14 protein-coding genes, 7 tRNA genes and 1 pseudogene are annotated in these 19,325 nt (G+C 41.1%); 18 read left to right on the top strand and 4 right to left on the bottom strand.

What is annotated here, in order from left to right; genetic code table 11:
* The first annotated feature begins 651 nt into the window (after positions 1 to 651).
* The 7 genes from HYD27_RS24395 (at position 652) to HYD27_RS24365 (ending at position 2,120) form a co-directional block, all read left to right on the top strand.
* Positions 652 to 726: transfer RNA gene (locus tag HYD27_RS24395), tRNA-Glu, on the top strand.
* Positions 727 to 948: 222 nt separating this feature from the next.
* Positions 949 to 1,024, top strand: a tRNA-Val gene (locus tag HYD27_RS24390).
* A 45-nt stretch (positions 1,025 to 1,069) separates the two neighbouring features.
* Positions 1,070 to 1,143 (top strand) — tRNA-Met (locus HYD27_RS24385).
* Positions 1,144 to 1,220: 77 nt separating this feature from the next.
* A tRNA-Asp gene (locus HYD27_RS24380) sits at positions 1,221 to 1,298 on the top strand.
* 55 nt (positions 1,299 to 1,353) lie between these two features.
* Positions 1,354 to 1,428, top strand: a tRNA-Gly gene (locus tag HYD27_RS24375).
* A gap of 7 nt (positions 1,429 to 1,435) precedes the next feature.
* A tRNA-Arg gene (locus HYD27_RS24370) sits at positions 1,436 to 1,512 on the top strand.
* 526 nt (positions 1,513 to 2,038) lie between these two features.
* A tRNA-Leu gene (locus HYD27_RS24365) sits at positions 2,039 to 2,120 on the top strand.
* A 37-nt stretch (positions 2,121 to 2,157) separates the two neighbouring features.
* Here the strand turns inward: HYD27_RS24365 and HYD27_RS24360 are convergent.
* Both HYD27_RS24360 and HYD27_RS24355 read right to left on the bottom strand, forming a co-directional pair.
* Complete coding sequence (locus HYD27_RS24360) at positions 2,158 to 3,390, bottom strand: tyrosine-type recombinase/integrase (RefSeq protein WP_228745293.1); 1,233 nt, start codon at positions 3,388 to 3,390, stop codon at positions 2,158 to 2,160.
* A gap of 74 nt (positions 3,391 to 3,464) precedes the next feature.
* Positions 3,465 to 3,683, bottom strand: a complete 219-nt coding sequence (locus HYD27_RS24355) for a helix-turn-helix domain-containing protein (RefSeq protein ID WP_255596508.1) — start codon at positions 3,681 to 3,683, stop codon at positions 3,465 to 3,467.
* 667 nt (positions 3,684 to 4,350) lie between these two features.
* Here HYD27_RS24355 and HYD27_RS24350 point away from each other — a divergent pair.
* A pseudogene (locus HYD27_RS24350) lies at positions 4,351 to 5,416 on the top strand (IS630 family transposase).
* Positions 5,417 to 5,501: 85 nt separating this feature from the next.
* On the opposite strand, the gene HYD27_RS24345 reads toward HYD27_RS24350, so the two are convergent.
* Both HYD27_RS24345 and HYD27_RS24340 read right to left on the bottom strand, forming a co-directional pair.
* Positions 5,502 to 5,699: a helix-turn-helix domain-containing protein gene (locus HYD27_RS24345; protein ID WP_219219466.1), complete on the bottom strand. Its 198-nt coding sequence runs from the start codon at positions 5,697 to 5,699 to the stop codon at positions 5,502 to 5,504.
* A 72-nt stretch (positions 5,700 to 5,771) separates the two neighbouring features.
* Positions 5,772 to 6,167, bottom strand: a complete 396-nt coding sequence (locus HYD27_RS24340; RefSeq protein ID WP_219219465.1) for a sigma-70 family RNA polymerase sigma factor — start codon at positions 6,165 to 6,167, stop codon at positions 5,772 to 5,774.
* A gap of 1,140 nt (positions 6,168 to 7,307) precedes the next feature.
* Here HYD27_RS24340 and loaP point away from each other — a divergent pair.
* The 10 genes from loaP (at position 7,308) to fabD (ending at position 19,322) form a co-directional block, all read left to right on the top strand.
* Positions 7,308 to 7,895 (top strand): antiterminator LoaP, encoded by a 588-nt coding sequence (gene loaP / locus HYD27_RS24335; protein ID WP_219219463.1) that lies wholly within the window; start codon positions 7,308 to 7,310, stop codon positions 7,893 to 7,895.
* The gene (locus tag HYD27_RS24330) at positions 7,888 to 8,826 is read left to right on the top strand and encodes an alpha/beta fold hydrolase (protein WP_228745292.1); all 939 of its coding nucleotides are present in this window, start codon (positions 7,888 to 7,890) and stop codon (positions 8,824 to 8,826) included. The genes loaP and HYD27_RS24330 overlap by 8 nt, the downstream gene beginning before the upstream one ends.
* Positions 8,827 to 9,107: 281 nt before the next feature.
* Entirely contained in the window at positions 9,108 to 9,941 is an 834-nt protein-coding gene (locus HYD27_RS24325; RefSeq protein WP_219219462.1) for an SDR family NAD(P)-dependent oxidoreductase, read from the top strand.
* Positions 9,938 to 11,257: a hypothetical protein gene (locus HYD27_RS24320; RefSeq protein WP_219219460.1), complete on the top strand. Its 1,320-nt coding sequence runs from the start codon at positions 9,938 to 9,940 to the stop codon at positions 11,255 to 11,257. The genes HYD27_RS24325 and HYD27_RS24320 overlap by 4 nt, the downstream gene beginning before the upstream one ends.
* A gap of 72 nt (positions 11,258 to 11,329) precedes the next feature.
* On the top strand, positions 11,330 to 12,274 hold the full coding sequence (locus HYD27_RS24315) for an ABC transporter ATP-binding protein (protein WP_219219458.1): 945 nt from the start codon (positions 11,330 to 11,332) through the stop codon (positions 12,272 to 12,274).
* Positions 12,252 to 12,965: an ABC transporter permease gene (locus HYD27_RS24310; RefSeq protein ID WP_219219456.1), complete on the top strand. Its 714-nt coding sequence runs from the start codon at positions 12,252 to 12,254 to the stop codon at positions 12,963 to 12,965. Before HYD27_RS24315 ends, HYD27_RS24310 begins: the two co-directional genes overlap by 23 nt.
* 6 nt (positions 12,966 to 12,971) lie before the next feature.
* Positions 12,972 to 13,706 carry an ABC transporter permease gene (locus HYD27_RS24305; RefSeq protein WP_219219470.1) on the top strand — a complete coding sequence of 245 codons (735 nt, stop codon included), beginning with the start codon at positions 12,972 to 12,974 and terminating at the stop codon, positions 13,704 to 13,706.
* Between the two features lie 40 nt (positions 13,707 to 13,746).
* Positions 13,747 to 15,681, top strand: a complete 1,935-nt coding sequence (asnB, locus tag HYD27_RS24300; protein ID WP_219219454.1) for an asparagine synthase (glutamine-hydrolyzing) — start codon at positions 13,747 to 13,749, stop codon at positions 15,679 to 15,681.
* Between the two features lie 33 nt (positions 15,682 to 15,714).
* On the top strand, positions 15,715 to 15,969 hold the full coding sequence (locus HYD27_RS24295) for an acyl carrier protein (protein WP_219219452.1): 255 nt from the start codon (positions 15,715 to 15,717) through the stop codon (positions 15,967 to 15,969).
* A 41-nt stretch (positions 15,970 to 16,010) separates the two neighbouring features.
* Positions 16,011 to 19,322 carry an ACP S-malonyltransferase gene (fabD, locus tag HYD27_RS24290; protein WP_219219450.1) on the top strand — a complete coding sequence of 1,104 codons (3,312 nt, stop codon included), beginning with the start codon at positions 16,011 to 16,013 and terminating at the stop codon, positions 19,320 to 19,322.
* Positions 19,323 to 19,325: the final 3 nt, after the last annotated feature.

Genomic DNA, 19,325 nt, shown 5'->3' with positions numbered 1-19,325 from the left:
CCCACTAACGCTTGCGAAAAAGGGGATGCAGGGAGAATTAAGTTCACTTTTTCCACTTGGGCTTCCCGCCGGGTGGTTTCAGCAGGCCGTCTTACACCTGAAATCCCAAACAGCTGCACTGTCCAGTCAAGGACGGTATAGCCGTTTTGTTTTTGTTAGCCATATAGCTTGAAGTGTAAAATCTCTATGGAGGTGTTTCTACGATTATATAGTTTATGAGCTGCATCTCTGAATAATGTAGCTCTTCTTGCCATTTTCAGCAGACTGCGTTTTATCAGACTGCCATTGTCCAGTGTAATGCTGTTAAAAAGCTTTGCGCAGCCGTATAAAAGAAAAGAACTCCCAAAGGCTGCCCGGCAGATGGACACCTGCGTGGAAGTCTGAAAATGAGGTGTTCCGGTATCATTTGGAGATAGAAATGCTGTTGGTAAGAAGATGTGACAGAGACTATTGCAGCGCAGGCTGGTACCATACTTTTGCCGGAGTTCCGCTAAAAAGAGAAAAGAGTAGTTAAATATATATCTTGCGGATCAAGTATAGTCTTTATTGATTAAAAGAATACTAAATTCTGTATTAACAGAAGATTTATATTGCTATACTCTATTGAGTTTGATATAATATATTTTGTTGTCAAAAGAACATTATCTATATGGCTCGTTGGTCAAGGGGTTAAGACACCTCCCTTTCACGGAGGTAACATGGGTTCGAATCCCATACGAGTCACCATAACATTTTTGAGTTCTGGGATGGGAATTCATAGGGTCCGCTTACGCATCGGCTTCGTGAGGAATACATCGCAATCTCGTAAGATAGTGAAGAGTATCCCATACGAGTCACCCTTTCGCTTTTGAATTTTCGAATGTTAAGCTAAAGTTTTCTGCACTGGTAATAATAACGTTTGCATTTATTACTTAGTTGTGTTATGATCATTAAGTTGCTTCTTTTAATGGAGGCTTAGCTCAGCTGGGAGAGCATCTGCCTTACAAGCAGAGGGTCGGGGGTTCGAGCCCCTCAGCCTCCACCATATGAGTTTTTGAGTTCTCAAATGAATAGAAGTTATTATTACTGACGCGGGGTGGAGCAGCCCGGTAGCTCGTCGGGCTCATAACCCGAAGGCCGCAGGTTCAAATCCTGCCCCCGCAACTTATTTCTAAAAAATGAAGATATGTTTTGTAGCGTACTCCGATTATTTTCCGGGGACGCCAGTAGTTCTTTAACGGGGAACCGTGGTGTAGTTGGCCTAACATGCCTGCCTGTCACGCAGGAGATCGCGGGTTCGAATCCCGTCGGTTCCGCCATTATTAAATTGCTTCAAGGTTACGACATAAGAAACAAATGTAATACATACCGTGTGCGGACGTGGCTCAGCGGTAGAGCATCGCCTTGCCAAGGCGAGGGTCGCGGGTTCGATTCCCGTCGTCCGCTCCATAATTTTGCGCCCTTAGCTCAGCTGGATAGAGCGTTTGACTACGAATCAAAAGGCCGGGAGTTCGAATCTCTCAGGGCGCGCCATTTCATACTTCACGCATTATCCGAGTGACCTGAGACAGATTCGAACGAAAGTGTTCGTTGGAGCTTAAGCTTCGTGAGCATCTACTTCGCAACCGGGCATGTAAATGACCGTATCTTTCAGGGTGCGCCATTAATACTTCACACATTATAATACTTCACGCATTATCTGACCTTAAACTTTCATATTTTACCGGTGTGGCGGAATGGCAGGCGCGCTCGACTCTAAGTCGAGTTCGCAAGCCGAGGATTTAATCGCTAAAGCCTTGGTATTACTGAATTTTTTGAAATGCTTTTAAAAAGCTTTCTCCTTACGGGAGGACATTAGTCAGTCAGATAAGATATACATTATGCCGATGTGGTGGAATTGGCAGACACGCCGCACTCAAAATCGAGTTCGTAAGTCGAGGATTTAACCGCTAAGGCCTTGGTACTACTGGATTTTAAGATGTACTGATTTCAAGTTCTCTCCTGTAGTTCTCTCCTTTTTCTGAGAAAGGAAAATTAACAGTTGAAGAATTTATATTATGCCGATGTGGTGGAATTGGCAGACACGCCGCACTCAAAATGCGGTGCCGAGAGGCTTGCCGGTTCGAGTCCGGCCATCGGTATACAAAAAGGTTTATAAGATTGCTTTTCGAAGCGATTTTATAAGCCTTTTTTCATATCAGAATGCTTAAAAGTATATAAGCATTCACTCATTGCTTGGGCAGATGAGATTTTAGCACTATATTCAAGGTGTGAATAGGTATTTGCCGTTGTTGAGTAGTCGCTATGACCTAACCATTCTTGTATTTCCTTCATACCAACTCCGTTGGCTAGAAGAAGACTGGCGCAACTATGACGAAGATCATGAAACCGAATACGTCTTAGCCCTAATTTTTTCAATACAATGGGGAAATTTTGTGTGATAAAATTTGGTTTAATTCGTTTACCTATTGTATCTAAGTAAATGTAATCCAGGTAGTCCATGCAGTATGAGCCTTTGCATATTGCCCGGTCGGCCTCCTGTTGATGTTTAAGACTTACAAGCAACTCATAGAAGGCATCTACAAGCGGTAATGTGCGTCGGCTAGCTTTGTTCTTTGTTCTATCTTTCTCAATCGTGATGAGTTTACCGTCAAGCGATCCACTTGTGACTGTGTGCTTTATCGTTATCGTACGGTTTTTTAAATCAATGGCTGACCACTTTAACCCCACCACTTCACTTCGTCTTAGTCCATAAAAGGCGGCAAGGATGACTCCAAGCTCGATATTAAGACCTTTAATGTTTTCGAACAGCTGATTCATTTCATTCGCATTATAAAAGTTGGCAACAAACACATTCTTCTTTGGGCGTTCAACAAGATCTGCGGGGTTAGAACCAATAAGTTCTGTTTTGACTGCATATTGAAGTGCTTTACGAATATTTGCATGATAATGAATCACCGTATTGGCAGACACGCCTCTGACTTGCAATTCATGCTGGTAGAAATCCTGTATATGCTGTGCTTTTAGTTCATGGAGCATTACCCCTTTTTCTCTGAAATACGGGGCCACACGGCCCTTTACCGCGTTTGTATAGGAGATGAAGGTGATTAGCTCTACACTGTGTCTCATGATCTCAAGCCAGTTCAGCATAAAGTCTGAAAAAAGAATTTGTTCCTCGTCAGTGTGTTCTTCATTAGTTGCTGTCTTTTTAACTTGCTCTTGTTTAACGTCTGCTGCTTGATCAAAATTCTGCCGCGCTATCAATAACATCCCTTCAGCTTTCTTTTTGTTTCCTTTCACCGTAAGTCCAGTGGGAATCCACTTGGGCTTGCGCTTGCCTTGGTCATCTTTGCAATTCAAGACGATATAAAAAAGTCCCTTCTTTTCTTGTAGGTGGCCTGCTACCATCATATTCCCTCCTTGGGTTAGCAGCCCTGAACTACCTACCATTGACACTTTAAATATAACACGATACAATAAACAATTCAATGCATTAAAGCGTCAGTGTTGGGAAGTGGAGGCGAAATCATTATCTGCTGAAGGTAGGAGATTACACTAAGTTTAGGAATTTTGTATGTTTTTCCGATTCGGAAATGTTCAATGCGATTAGCTTGCAATAATTTATAAGCAGTTTTTGTGCTAATGTCGCCGAGCATATTACACATTTGTTCAACGGTTACGACATCCGGGTACTCCAGAAACATGAGAGTTAAGAGATCAGTAGAAGTTGAATTTTCCTGACAATAATCGGGCATAGAGAGTCTCCTTTCCCTGAAATACTGGTATGTATGTTTATGAGAAAAACAGAAAATAATGGGTGGTCCATGTGCATAGTAGTACAGAGAGCCCTCTTTCAACTTTTCCACTCCTATCATAAGATAAAGAAGCCTATTTCAAGCTGCCGATAGTTGCACGGCATCATAGCTCCGATCATTATTGAAGCTCCCCCTCATCCGAGCGGGCTACCCCCAATGCAGTGACGCTGGCCGGGCAGAAGTATCATGATCTCTCTTGCGGGTTATGGCGAACAACCCACTACAGATTGCTTTTAAGGCTGGAAGTAAGTCGCTCGTGCTTTGGCCTTCAATTCAGGTTAAAGGGCTTAAAGAGGCCATAGGCAGTCTTGGCGTTTCCACTTAGGTCGCTACCTACTATTCGCAGGCGCAAGAGGAAGGTACTTGAAATAGGGCATATGAAATTTTCATAGAACAATTAGGAGAATAACTTTCATAAGCTTCCGTTTTTTTCTCCTACATAGTAAATGGGAAGTTGTCCTATAAAAAGCAACTATATAGGACGCAATTAATAAAGGACCAAAGTCATTCCAATCGCCAAATCGGGTAATGAATAGTAACTCAACCCAAGGCGGCGATGAAGATGGATACCAAAGAAATCGAACGACTGAATTCAGCGATGAAACAAGCTTCAAATAAACGACTCTATGAGAGATATCAGGCGGTCCGTTTTCGTTTGGAAGGACATACGTTCGATGAGATCGGTGAGCTCCTAAGCCGCGGGCGTCATACCCTCAGCCGTTATTGGCATTCTTACCAGTCAGAAGGCTTGACCGGTCTAAACATGGATCATTCCCCCGGACAACCGACAAAACTCTCGGAGGAGCAGCGTCGTCAGTTAGCTTCCATGCTGGAGCAGCACCAACCCGCCGATGTAGGTTTTGAAGCTAGGTACACCTAGACACTTCCGCTGGTGGCAGAGTGGTTTAAGCGAGAGTTTGGTGTGAAAATGAGCGTACGCGGAATTAGTGCGATGCTGAAGCGAATGAACTTCAGCTTTACCAAAGCCACCTATACCCTTGCCAACGCCAACGAAGACGCCCAAATCTTGTTCAAAAAGCATACCTTCGTAGAGCTCAAGAAGCAGATGGAGGCTGAAATAATCGACCATCTGCTCTTTGAGGACGAATCCATGATTCGCTCCTATCAAGCCTTGCAATACAATTGGTTTCCTCGTGGCAAACAACGCAAAGTGCCAACGTGCGGCAAACACGAAGGAGCCAAGTTGTTTGGTGCGATTAATTATGAAACCGGGGAGGTGCATCACCGGGAAGAAGAAAAGACTGACACAGCAGCCTTTATTCGATTTCTTCAGGATCTTCTCTCCGTTATCCGAGTGAGAAAATCGCCTTGATTCTGGACAACAGTCGGATTCATCATGCCACGGAGTTGCAGCCTTTTTTGGCGGAACATCCGCGTCTGCAACTGGTCTTTCTACGCCATATAGTCCTAACCTCAATCCAGTTGAAGGGCTATGGTTGTGGATCAAAGCTGATGTGGTCAACAACGTCTTTTTTGAAAAATTTTATAAGATTAAGCTTCATGTTAGCCAATTTATGAAGCGAATCAATAAGCAACCAATGGAAGCGAGAGATCGTCTGCTTGTCAGGTATAATCTAAATTGCGGTATATATATCTTATAGTTTTTTTAAAAATTCATTAACATTGTGCAAAATGTTACAAGCCACGCTAAAGATAAAAAGCATCTAAAACGTGGCTTGTTTCTTACTAATGATAGCGCTTAAGATCGAAACGGCGAACCGCCAAAATAAATTCTATAGTTAAGTGTTGTTTGCAATCTTCGTCAAGCAAACCATTCTTTCTAGAATATTTGTTAATAAGGGGTTCATAACGAGCTACAAGTTCTGCTTCCGCATCTCTATTACCATTTTGGGCTGACCTTATCAAATTAATAATCTCCGACATGACACTTCTCCTCCTTTTATCTCCATCTTCATGATGCAAATAAAAGGGGGCCCACGAGAATGAACAACAAGCTTATGAGTGCATTTCCAAGTGACTTTTAAGCTTCACCAGTATATTTGATTTGGTCTTGGAAATGGCTTGTCTGGTTACTCCCATACTACTTGCGATTTCCTTGTCTGTCTTATCTTCACAATATTTCAAACAAAAAATTTTCTTTTCTTTTGGACTTAGCTGTAGATCCTCAATAACTTGTGTGAAAAGTGTGTGATCATTTTCTTCCTGTAAGTGCATTGGACAGATGTTAAGACTAATATTCAATTCGTAAGTAACTGCATCAAGTAATGCAATATGAGAGTAATCGTGGAAGAGTTTCTTGAAGTAATCACTACTTGCATGTTGAAGGGACGACTTTACATAGCTGCTAAATGCTTTTTCAACTGATTCGTCAGAATTACGGTCCTTACTCATTATTAACATCTCCTCTCACTATGTAAATGGGAAGCATGTAGAAAAAAGGCAACGAGAAAACAAAAATTATAAAAATTGTAAGTGTACTATTTATTTTCGACAAAAAAACATCCCTCCTGAAGCTAAGAGACCAGGATAACCAGTTTCAAAGATTTGGAGAGGGCGGAGGAGGTGCACTGCCCTTGCTGTACAAAGATTGGAGATTATCGGAAGCCGAGAGCGTAAGGTCCGGAGTGGGGAGGTGAGACGCGTAGGCTCTTGATTCAGAGACTACGGTGTGCGATATGATGTAAGGTTCACCCATGAGCTCCTGGATTTTTTGGCTCCTTACAAAACCTAAGAATCCGGCTGTATCGAACAGGCAGTCAAGGAGCGGATAGTGTTCGTGACCGTCTGCGTGGAAACCTCCACCCTAAGGCGCTGGAAGGTCTGGTTGCGTGTACTTGCCGTCTACTGGATTCTTGCCCTGCAAGCCCTGGAGGCTCGGATTCCAAGTATTACTCTCATGCCCCACTAGTACAGCATCAGTCTTTAATTTGTGTCTAATCTGCTCGACGATTGACAGAGCTCACAAGCGCATCGTTAGATGAAATCACTCGTTTGAATCTGATGCTATTTCCTTACGTCAGCCTTCTACCCACGCCTGTGTTTCGCCAAGAGTCAACCGGCTGGCTGGCAAGGATGGTCCGCCCGGTCAAAATTGTTACTACTGATAAAACCAGAACCAAGTTGAAACGTCTATATTCACAGTTTAAGAGTTCTTGATGATGCTACGGAGATTACAGGGTATCTGCTTGCAATCCACATGGAAGAGAATGTTTGTTTATGTCGAATTATAGCGTATTATGATGTAAATTTATGTTTGATTATCTGTTTTTTAGATGCTATCCTTATATAAAGACATATCCTTTTTTTCTATTTATAGGAAGGGGCTTTATTTCATCAATCAGATATTTTTACATAAGCGATCTCAAAGATGCTCTAAAAGTGATGAAGTTCAACATCCGAAGTTGTAGTTCGCAGCTTCAGCGATTTTACTTTTTTAGTAAATTAGAAGAGAACATCTACAAAGTCAAACATTATAGGTTTTTCATTCGGAAATGTGACCCACAAGTAAACTTTCTTTATACGGAGGTTATAATGAGTTGGTACGTTTTGTTTGTTAGAAGTGGAAGTGAATGTCAAGTGAAAACGAATTTACAGAGGTTTATTGATAAAAAAGATTTGCGATGTGTTGTTCCTAAGAGAAAGATATCAGAAAAAAAATGTGGTCAAATCAGTTGCGTGGAAAAAGTCATGTTTCCCGGATACGTTTTTGTGGAAACCAAAATGAACTATTCGATGTACTATATACTTAATGAGTATCATTTAGTGCATCGTATGTTAAACTACCGAAATAAAAAAGATTTAAATAATAGTATACAAAACTCAAATAATATTTTTTTGGATTCGGAAGAACACTACTTCAAACAAATGCCTTATAAGGATATCGAACAGATCTTTGAGCTGCTTAACAATGAGGAAGTGATTGAATACTCGAAAGTTTTTATTGCGGATTCCTGTGTCAGTGTCATTTCGGGTCCATTAATGGGCAAAGAGGGAATTATTAAGAAAATTGATAAGCGTAAAAGGCGAGCAAAAGTAAGTATTAGCTTATGGGGGAGCGAGATGCTCATTGACCTGGGGATTGAAGTCCTACGTATAGGAAACCTAGATGTAAATGTGTGATTTTAAATCCGCTTTAATATTTCTGGAAAAGGATGGTGAAGGTATGGCAGTGAACCCATTTAAAAAAGGTGAAGGTAAAGCACTGGTTTACGCATCATATCAGAGACTGCTCGACCAGTGGGGAATACCTATTCAAGAAGAGGATGTTGCTACAGAATTCGGTCAAACTCATCTCATTACTGCGGGAGAGTCTAGCAATCCGCCTTTGCTGCTATTTCATGGTGTAGGCGATAACTCTGCTTTAATGTGGATTTATAATATTTCTGAATTGTCAAAGCATTTTTACGTTATTGCTGTTGACACGATGGGGGGTCCTGGGAAAAGTGAACCAAACAACAGTTATAATAAAAGCTTTGATCAGGCAATATGGATTGACCAAGTACTTCAGCATTTCAGTCTGGATATGATCAACATCGCAGGTGTTTCCAATGGGTCATATCTAGCTAGTTATTACACCATCACAAATCCTGCTAAAGTAAATAAGATGATTGGGCTGGCCGGTGGAGTCAAGGTGAGTATGCTCAAGATGATGATGCTTTTTCTGCCAGAAGCGTTGCTTCCATCATCTGAAAAAACAACAAGAAAATTACTCAGAAAGTTATGTGCACCTGATACTTCAGTTGTATTTGAAGAAAACCAAGAAATAATGTCTCATTGGACGTATTTGTTAAAATATTATAACAACAGATCTATGATGTTTCATAAGTACAAAAGCTTTACGTTAAATGAGCTTTCAATTCTGAAAGAGAAAGCGCTCTATTTGATAGGAGAGCATGACCGGTTGTCCAATTACCCTGCAGCCATTGAAGAGTTAGATAGGAACCAGATTTCTTATAAGATAATACCAAATGCAGGACATGGTATAAATCATGAACAGGCAAGTCGTATTAATCAAGAAATCATTAATTATGTTATAGGAAGCAATGCTTAATTCCTCAAAATAACTGAAGTGTATAATCGCTGTTTCGGCACGTTATGCAGTTTCAGTTGGTCATAATTGCAATAGATGTAGTGCTTCTTAGCATGAAAGGGCGAAGCTGCGCACTTTTGCAGACATAAACAACAAAGAACATCACACGGGCAGAATGAGTTCAACTTGATTCTGTAACGAGGGGTGTCTTTTTTTTCCTCTTGGTTATACTTCGTGGTTTTTACCAGGGTAAAAGTGAAGTTTTTTTGTTGACAATGTAAATATGGAGGCTGACGTGAGTTATGGCTAGATCAAGCATTACCGAGAAAATTATAGTGATTACAGGCGGGGCTTCAGACATCGGGCAGTCTATCGCAATGGAATTAATCCAAAACCGTAACAAGGTTATATTGTTGGACATCAACGAGAGCGGTTTGCAGAATGTCCAAGCTTTATTGAATCCGACGGGCGATGTGCTGATGACCCAAGCGGTAGATATGACCATTCCCGGGGAAGTTGAGCAGGCTTTTAACACCTTGTATTCCAAATATAAAAAGATCGATTATGTGTTCAATATCGTTGGGTATGGACTAGTAGGTGAGGTAAGGGATATGGGGATAGAGGATTGGAGAGGAATGATCAATACCAATCTGAACGGAGTGCTGTTTCCGACTGTTTACGCTTATGATCTTATGACGAAGCAGGGCTTTGGTCATATTGTCAATATGTCATCTCTTGGCGGCATTATCCCCTCCCCATTTAATACGGCATATTCGACGACAAAACATGCGATTGTCGGATTATCCACTTCCCTTCGCGAAGAAGGCAAATCACGTGGAGTTAAAGTGACTGTATTATGTCCAGGAGGTATTCGTACGAAGCTGTGGGATTCGGTCAGATTGATTAATCTGAAACGGGAACCTTTCAGAAAACTTGTTCCAGAAAGCTCGCTTCTTGTCCCAAAGCAAGCGGCTAAAATCATTTTGCGTCATGTGGCGAAAAATAAAGGAATCATAGTATTTCCGAAATTCGCAACCTTATCCTATTTTGTCTACAAATATATACCTGGACTTTTTAACAAGGGAATTCAAATCTCCGTCAAAAGCCTACGAGCGATCCAGGAGGAGAAGAGATGAGTGGATCATACCGGGTCGAGCCGTTGGACCAGATTATGTACATTGCTGAAAGCGGGTCTGATCAACAAATTCGTTGCTATCTCGAATTTGATGGCCAGTTGGATGAGGTACATCTGAGAGAAGCTATCTTCTTGAGTCTAGAATTGGAAGAAGTTCTTCTACATAAGCTGAATAAAGGATTCTTTAAACTTTCATGGGAAAAAATGAATGATAAGGATGTTGGTACGGTATATCACTTTCTAGAGGGTCCAGCGGATATAAATTCGGAGATAGAAGCCTTTTTTATTCAAAAGATTGATACGTGCAGAGGGCCGCAGATCCTCATTCGCTTATTCCGCAATGAAGGAAAGGATTATCTGGGATTTATTATTCATCATGATGTATCAGACAGCACGGGGTTGATGCATTATATCAAGAAGCTAGGCGGAATTTACAATCAATTGAGGAAAAATCAGAATTATCGTCCGGATTCCTACAAAAAGGTAGATCGAGGCATTCAATCCCTATTGAAGAAATATAATGTTATGGAACGCTTTAAAAGTATGCTTTCTACCTCGGATATGAAGCTGGAGACGGAAATTCATCCGTTTCCGTGGAGTAAGCCAAACGATAACAATAAAGAAAGACTGCTTCTTCACCGGGTATCACCAGACAGGCTTATTCAAATTAATGACTATTGCAAGCAACAGGGATGTTCGTTTAACGATTACTTCCTTACCGCCTTTTATAAAACTTTTTATACGCTGCGGGATCAAAAATGCAAGTTGAACTCCACTATAAATCCGCTCTTTCTGACAATCGATTTCAGGAACTATAACCGTACTTATCAAGACAATGTCATTGTAAATTTCAGTTCCGGTGTCTTGGCTCAATTAAAGGTGGAGCCACTTGCGACATTTGAAACAATCCTGGCAGAAGTGCAGCGGTTTACGAAACAGATCAAGGTGGATCTAAATAATTACTCCAAGCAGCAGGTACCAGGTGTAAACACGGTATTTATGTTGAATTCCCTTCTGAAGATGATCCCTTTCAAAGTGGTGGAAAAGATGTCCGGGGCAATGGGGAAAAATGTACTTGGCATTCCTTACTTGTCCAATGTCGGGAATATTAACCGATTTGTTGATGTTTGGGATGATCTGAAATTAGAGGATGCTTACTTTATGGGGCAGATTGTATACTATCCCAAATTTTCTCTAGTATTCTCACAGTTTAAAAATACGCTTACGATTTCAGCGGGTTTTGTTGGGGATGAAGAGGATGTCCGTATGATCAAAAAGTTGTATGAAATTCTTGATCAAAATTTAGTTCAAGCATGAATAGGAATAAACAGTCGGGTTATTAGGCAAACGGATGGGTAAGCATCCTCAAAAATTTTGGAGGTGTATTTCTTGACAACGATTCTTCAAACCAAAGATCTAACGAAAAATTACAAGGGAAAAAATGTTGTGAATCAAGTCAATATTCATGTACAGGACAGTGAGGTTTATGGTTTCATTGGTCAAAACGGTGCCGGCAAAACGACTACGATTCGCCTGATACTAAATCTTTTACAGGCTTCAAGCGGCCACGTTGAGTTATTTGGGGAAAAAGTAACGAATCAAAATATGTATAAGCATTTGCGGCGAATAGGATCAATTATTGAGATACCTGGCTTCTATTCCAATTTGTCTGCGCAAGAAAATTTGGAGATTCACCGCATTATGATGGACGTGAAAGATAAGAGTGAGATTAAGCGCGTATTGGATATTGTAAATTTAAACGAAGAAAAAACGAAGAAAGTGGCGCATTATTCGCTGGGAATGAAGCAGAGATTGGGCATAGCAAGAGCGATGCTGCATAATCCTGATTTACTAATCTTAGATGAGCCTACCAATGGGTTGGATCCTGTAGGTATCGTAGAAATAAGAGATTTGATTATTGATATCGCGAAAAAGCACGGCAAAACGATTCTGGTTTCCTCGCATATTTTAGCTGAAGTCGAAAAGATGGTAAATAAAGTCGGGATATTACACCATGGAAGATTACTGGAAGAAATTCAGAAGGAAGATTTTCAACAAAAGAGTCAAAGGTATTTGGTTTATAAAGTTAGCGATACGCAGCAATCGGTTAAGCTGCTGCAGCAGCACTTTAATTTGCAGCAAATTAATATAAACGAGGATACACTTACCATACAACTTACGGATGAGCGACTGAATGGTTCGATTACCAAGTTACTTGTTGAGAATCAAATCACGGTAATGGAAAGTAGGATGGTTACGCCTTCGTTGGAAGAACTTTTTATTAAGTTGACTGAGGATAGGGGGAATCGTCATGAGCAAGCTCGTATATCTTGAATTGTTAAAAATAAAACGATCATATATTAATCTTTTCCTCATATTGTCTATTTTTATTCCGATTTTGTTTATTGTCATTCAATATGTGATCTCCAAAGAAGATACAACATTTTTCTCTGTTATTTCCAAAAATACAAGTACTATATCTGTTACTATATTTTCAATGATAATAATATTAGCAACGTATTTAATCGCCCGGGAATATAAAGAGAATACGTTAACTTATTTGTTCGTTACGCCGGTTTCAAGAACCAAGCTGCTGTTAAGCAAGTTATTGCTATTGTTACTCATGATCGTATTGCTCGAACTGATTACTTTTGGATTACTTGCCCTTATCCATTTATTCTTGGGTGATTTCACCCTTGCTCTGGCAAGCCGGTTATTTGATGTATGGTGGATTAGCTCTCTGATGTTTTTTCTATTAACACCTGTTGTGACATACATTGTGCTGTTGAGGAAAGATTTTGTGCCTTCATTGCTCATATCGTTAGCAGGCTTCATATTTACATTCCCTTTTGTTTACCGAGACTTCTATTATTTTTTTCCACACCTGATTCCAATGGTTACGGTAACAAATTATTTGGAAAATGATGTTTCAGTAACAAGCAATGGAATGCCTTTACTTATTATGCTAGCTGTTTTTGTGGTGTTTTTATTTCTCTCAATTACAAAAATAAACAGAAAGGGTTGATGAGCAATACACAGATTAATATATGTAGAATATAAAAAACTTCTTTCCTCTAAAATACTCTGGCTCATTATTTTTGGGGCTTTTATGCCTGGTCTTATTGCGTCATTGATGCTTTTGGAGGAAAGCCATCTGGACTGGAAAGAGTTTTATCATGTAGCGATGTTCATCTATAATATTCAATCCATTCTCACATTTTCAGCTTTCGCCAGTTATGTTTGGGCCCGGGAGTATGAGGAGAATATGATGGAGAATCTGCTTTGTTATCCGTATTCAAAGCAGCATATTTTTTACGCGAAGCTTCTTATCCTGCTTCCGGTGATTTTAGTTACTTCCGTGCTCTTTGTGTTCGCTAGCCATATGGCTGCACCGTTTCTTGTATCCGGAGCCTTGGAGTTAGAGAATGTCAAAGAATTTGTATCTATTGTCGGAGTCATGGTGATTATGCATTTTTTGCTCTTACCATTCGTGCTGTTCGTTACGATGCTGTCAAGACAAGCAGTGACGGGAATAATATTAGGTGTTCTGTTTATGTTGGTATGCACAATTTTTTATTCATCTTCGTTTATTCAATATATTCCTTTTATTATCCCAATGGTGCTGGCAGATCACTTATTGGGATTTGATAAGCTAATTTTATCAGGTTACACAGTTCCGGTAATCATCTTACTGTTGACTTTTGCTTTCTCTCTTGGTGGTTGTTTATGGCTGTTGAGGTCAAACAAGATCCATATTCAAAACTAGAACCTTCATAATAAGAATCTGATGGCATAAGGAGTAAAAAATGTGTAGTATATCTGGAATTGTGAATTATTGTTTAAGCGAGGGGGAAAAGACGGCTGCGATTCGCTCGATGATGCAAATTATGCATCATCGAGGGCCGGATACGGAAGGCTACTATGTCGATCCAGTTGTTGCTCTTGGATCCACAAGACTAAAAATCGTCGGATTAACTAATGGAAATCAACCGATTTATAATGAAAATAGAACGATAGTTATGGTCTGCAATGGTGAGATTTTAAATTACCGCCAACTTAGGGAGCAATTGCAATCTTCGGGGCATATCTTTGCTACCGATACCGATGTTGAAGTACTGCTTCATCTATACGAAGATAATCCTCATGATTTTTTATCTCGTGTTAATGGTCAATTTGCGTTTGCGATCTATGATACGCGGTTAGGAGAATTGGTTCTGGGGAGAGACCGCGCGGGCATTTGCCCGCTATTTTATTATGAAGCAGAGAAATGCTTTTATTTCGCTTCAGAAATGAAGGCGCTCTTCCTTAATGTTATTCCAAAACAATTTTGCATGAATTCGCTATATGAATCTATGAGTTTGTGGAGTGTTCCTCCGCCCAATACGGTGTATCAGCAAGTTAGGCAAGTTTCTCCGGGAGAGATGTTGAGGGTCAGGATAGGCCCAAATGAGAGGGTGTCTGTGGAACGCCAACGTTATTGGAGTCTGCAGTTTTCAAAAGTCTATCAAGGCAACTTTGAAGAAGCTGTAGAAGAACTGAGGAACACTATGCTCAGTAGTGTGCAGCGGTCGCTGACAGCCGACGTACCAGTTGGGTTGTATTTGAGCGGCGGTGTAGATTCCTCGATATTGGCTTGCATCATAGCCAAGCAGCTTGGCAAAAAAATAGATACATTTTCCATTCAATTTGAAGATGATTCTCTAAATGAATCGCATTACCAGGACATGATTGTGAAGGAAACGGGCAGCAATCATCATGCGATTATATGCCAGAATAGTGACATTGCTAGATATTATCCGGAAGCGGTCAGGCATGCGGAGACCGTTCTTTTTCGGTGTGCGCCAGTACCCTTGTATTTGCTCTCCAAATCCGTACAATCACATGGATTCAAAGCAGTACTTAGCGGCGAAGGTTCGGACGAAATCTTTTGGGGCTACGATACTTTCCGAGAACTGGCGATTCGTCTTTTCTGGAACAAGGTCCCTGAATCAAAAATGAGGCCGCAATTATTCCAAAAGATATTCCCTTACTACAGCCAATATCGCAATCCCCGTTATTTTCAATTTATTAAAGCATTCTATCAAAAAGACCTTGAAAAGACGGAACAAGCTTTCTATTCCCATTTGCCGCGCTGGGCGACAAATCAAGCTTTAACCAATTATTTGTCCGGCGAGCGAATGGCTGAACTGTCTATTTCATCTTTTGGAGAGCGATTGGAAAAAAGCTTACCGAATGATTTTTTTTCCTGGTCGCATGCTGAACGGGCCCAACAGCTCGAACTCATTACTTTGTTAAACGGCTATCTGCTTTCCTCGCAAGGTGATCGTATGCTGATGAGCCATAGTGTCGAGGGAAGATTTCCTTTTTTGGATAAGGAGCTTGTCGAGCTGGCTTCCAGCCTGCATCCTAAATGGAAGCTAAATGGATTGAGAGATAAGTATATTTTAAGGGAAGCCTTCAAAGACATTATTCCCCAAGAAATTTATAAACGCAGTAAGTTTGCTTATCGCGCTCCGGATTTCAAAAGCTTTTACGATAACGATAAACTCGAGGAATATATACCGGAAATGATGAGTGAAGCTTATACCCGGAAGGTTGGGGTGTTTGACCCGGCAAAAGTAAAACTGCTTCATGAGAAAGGAGTTCGCAGGGATTTTCGCAATGTGACAAATGCAGATAACATGGCAGTCAATACGATTTTGTCAACGCACCTGTTACATCATCATTTTATTTATAAGTAACCATTCCCCAAAAAAGAGGCGAGGAGATTCAATATGAAGCAAGTGAAAGATATAGTTAGCAATTTTATCTCCAATAATTTCATTGTGAACATGGAGCAGTTGGGTGACGATGATTCATTAGTAGAAAAGGGGATTGTAGACTCGACTGGTATTATCATCCTTGTTTGTTTTGTGGAAGATACATTTCAATTTCAAATTAGTGATAGTGAAATTACGATGGATAACTTTGGGAGCGTAAATGCTATTGTGCACTATATTCAAAATCAGATAGAGAGAACTTCCGTTTAGTGTAGCCTGAATGGATTCCAGATCAAACTGGGGGGGAGTTTGTGACGTTGGCTTCTGGCTCTAAGCCATATGTTTTTATGTTTTCTGGACATGGAACGCAATATTATCAGATGGGTATTGACTATTACAGTCGTTATCCTGTCTTCAAACATTGGTTGGACACGCAAGACCAGATGATTCAGCGGGTCGGCGGTTATTCGGTGTTGGAGCAGCTCTTTCATCCGGCTAATAAAAAGAGTTATTCTTTTGATTCTATTCGCTACACGCATCCTGCAATATTTATGGTGCAATATGCATTGGTACAGATGTTGCTGCAAGACGGGATTGAACCGGATATCGTACTTGGAACGAGCTTGGGTGAATACATTGCACTGACTGTTGCAGGGGTTATCCCGCTGGAAGAGATGCTCCATCTTCTTGTACATCAGTCAGAAGAACTGTCCCTCGGCGGCCCGAATGGCGGGATGTTATCTGTCTTGGAACATTATGAAACAAGATTTAAGGAACCTGCGCTTGCGAATCATGTTGAATTGGCTGCACTGAATTATATTGGCAACTTTGTTGTAGCCGGGAAGCATGAAGAATTGATACATATAGAAACTGTATTGAAATCGATATATTCATGCTTTCGATTACCTGTAAAGTATGCTTTCCATTCGTCTTTGATGGACAAGTTTGAACAAACAAATATGGCTTATTTTCGGAAGATGAAGCTTTCTGTACCGAATGTTGCTTATTATTCGTGTGTCTACGGCAGAGAGTTGATTCAACCTGCCCAAGAGTATTTATGGGAGGTTGTTCGTAAGCCTATTTTGTTTCACGATACCATTCAGAAGCTGGAAGCCCGCGGTCCTCTATGTTATTTCGATTTCAGTCCAACAGGGACATTGAGTAACTTCGTTACTCAAATAATTGGCAAGGATTCGGATTCGGAACAGTTTCGTTTGATGAATCCGTACCAGGAACGCGGGAAGGACTATTATGCGGAGTTTAAATCAAAAATGCACAAGCCACAAGTATATTCAGGTAAGGTGGGAAAGAGTATGAATGCAATCGTATTTCCCGGACAAGGCTCACAGCGTTTAGGAATGGGAAAAGATCTGTTTCAAGAGTTCAAACCTATGTCAGAGCTTGCGAGTGGCATTCTCGGCTATTCAATCGAGGAGCTTTGCTTAAAACGGCCTGATTTGCTGGATAAGACAGAATATACCCAGCCGGCCATATATGTGGTCAATGCTTTAAATTATACGAAGATGATCAAAGAAGGCGAATCTGCATCTATGGTAGCAGGTCATAGCCTCGGGGAATACAATGCGCTACAGGCAAGTGGAGCTATTAGCTTCGAGGATGGGCTCAGATTGGTCATCAAACGCAGTCAATTAATGGCACAGGTCACAGGCGGAGGAATGGCTGCGATTATTGGATATACAGATGTGGAATTGAAACTATTGATTGCTGAGTGTGAATTACACGGACTTGATATTGCGAATCATAATACTCCAACACAAATTGTAGTAGCGGGACCAAAGGAAGAACTTGAACAGCTGGAAGAGGTTATCTCAAACAGTGGTAAAGGAAGATGCGTCCCCCTTCGGGTAAGCGGGGCATTCCATTCCAGGTACATGAGTGAAGCTAGCCGGTTATTCAATGCCCACTTGGAGAAGGTAGAATGGATGCAGCCAAACATTCCGGTAATAGCGAATGTGACAGCCGAGCCTTATGAATTTAAACATATTCAGCGTCTATTAGCTGATCAAATCAATCATTCTGTCCGTTGGACTGAAAGCGTTCAGTATATGCTAAGCGAAGGAACTACTTCGTTTATTGAGGTGGGTGGCAAAGGCATTTTGACCAGCATGATTGAAGAAATTAAGCAAGAGTTCAAGTTGCACCAATCCAAATCCGAGGTTGTATCCGGAGCTATAGAGGAAACCGCCGCGGCAATGCATACAGCATCAGTGTCTAGTACGGCTAATATAAGGACTGGTCATAATCGTACAGAACCCTTGATTTACCAAGGAAGTACTGCGTTTTTAGAAGAATATAGCTTGAAGCATCCTTATGTTTGTGGCGGGATGCATTATGGCGTCTCTTCTTCCATGCTCGTTGTACGAGCAGCGAAGGCTGGAATGATGGCTTTTTTGGGGACCTCAGGCCTTACATTAGAACAAGTCAGTCAATCTATAGACGCCGTTCAGCAAGAAGTCGGCGGCGGATATGGGATGAACATTACACCGAGTTATATGGACTCTTCAATGAACGATAGACTCATCGACTTATTTTTGCAAAAGGGTATAAGCTGTATTGAAGCATCCGGGTTTATTATGATGGAGCAGGCACTGGTCAAATATAGAATTAAAGGTTTGAAGCAAGGTACGAATGGAACGGTATTATCGGAACATAAACTTATGGCTAAGTTGTCTCGTCCTGAGATTGCAGCAATCTATTTGAGCCCGGCCCCACAAAGGATTGTTGATCAACTGCTCGTAAAGGGAGAAATTAGTGAGGAACAGGCTTACTTATCGAGGAAAATAGCGATGGCTGACGATATTTGTATTCAGGCAGATTCTGCAGGCATGACGGATCGTGGAAGCTCGTTCGTGATTTTTCCTTCTCTACTGCTGATGGCTGAGCAATATCAAGCAACGTACGGATATGCTAAGCCGGTGAGGCTGGGGATTGGCGGAGGAATCGGTTCACCGGATGCGGCTGCTACAGCATTTTTGTTAGGAGCTCAATTCATCGTGACAGGCTCGATTAACCAATGTACGGTGGAAGCAAGTACTAGCGAAATTAGCAAACAATTGTTAGTCTCCGTGAATGTGCAGGATACGGAGATTGCACCGTCAGGAGAGATGTTTGAGCTTGGCGCCAAAGTACAGGTGTTGAAAAAAGGCGTCTTTTTTCCGGCAAGAGCTAATCGTTTGTATGAGTCGTACAAGTTTTATTCATCCTTGGAGGAGATGGATCCGGTATTGAAAAATCAGATTCAACATCAATATTTCGGACAGAGTTTTGAACAGATATACAGAAGTATTGTCTCAGAACGTCCTGCAGAATTGGAGCAAGCGGAAAGAAACCCGAAATACAAGATGGCACTCATTTTCCGCCACTATTTCCGTTCTTCGATTCAAGCGGCCTTGATGGGCGACCCGGCACAAAAGGTCAACTATCAAATTCCGTGCGGCTCATCGATGGGAACTTTTAATCAGTGGGTGAATGGCACGCAGTTGGAGGATTGGAGGCAGCGGCATGTCGATGCGATTGGTCTGAAACTAATGGATGAAGCCAATTGGATCATGAAAAAGCGATTGGAAAGATTCAGTCTTCATTCACTGCACTTCTCCAAGTAACAA

The organism is Paenibacillus sp. S150 (assembly GCF_019352175.1).
Taxonomy (GTDB): Bacteria; Bacillota; Bacilli; order Paenibacillales; family Paenibacillaceae; genus Paenibacillus_AQ.
This window is presented reverse-complemented; position numbering and strand designations above follow the sequence as displayed.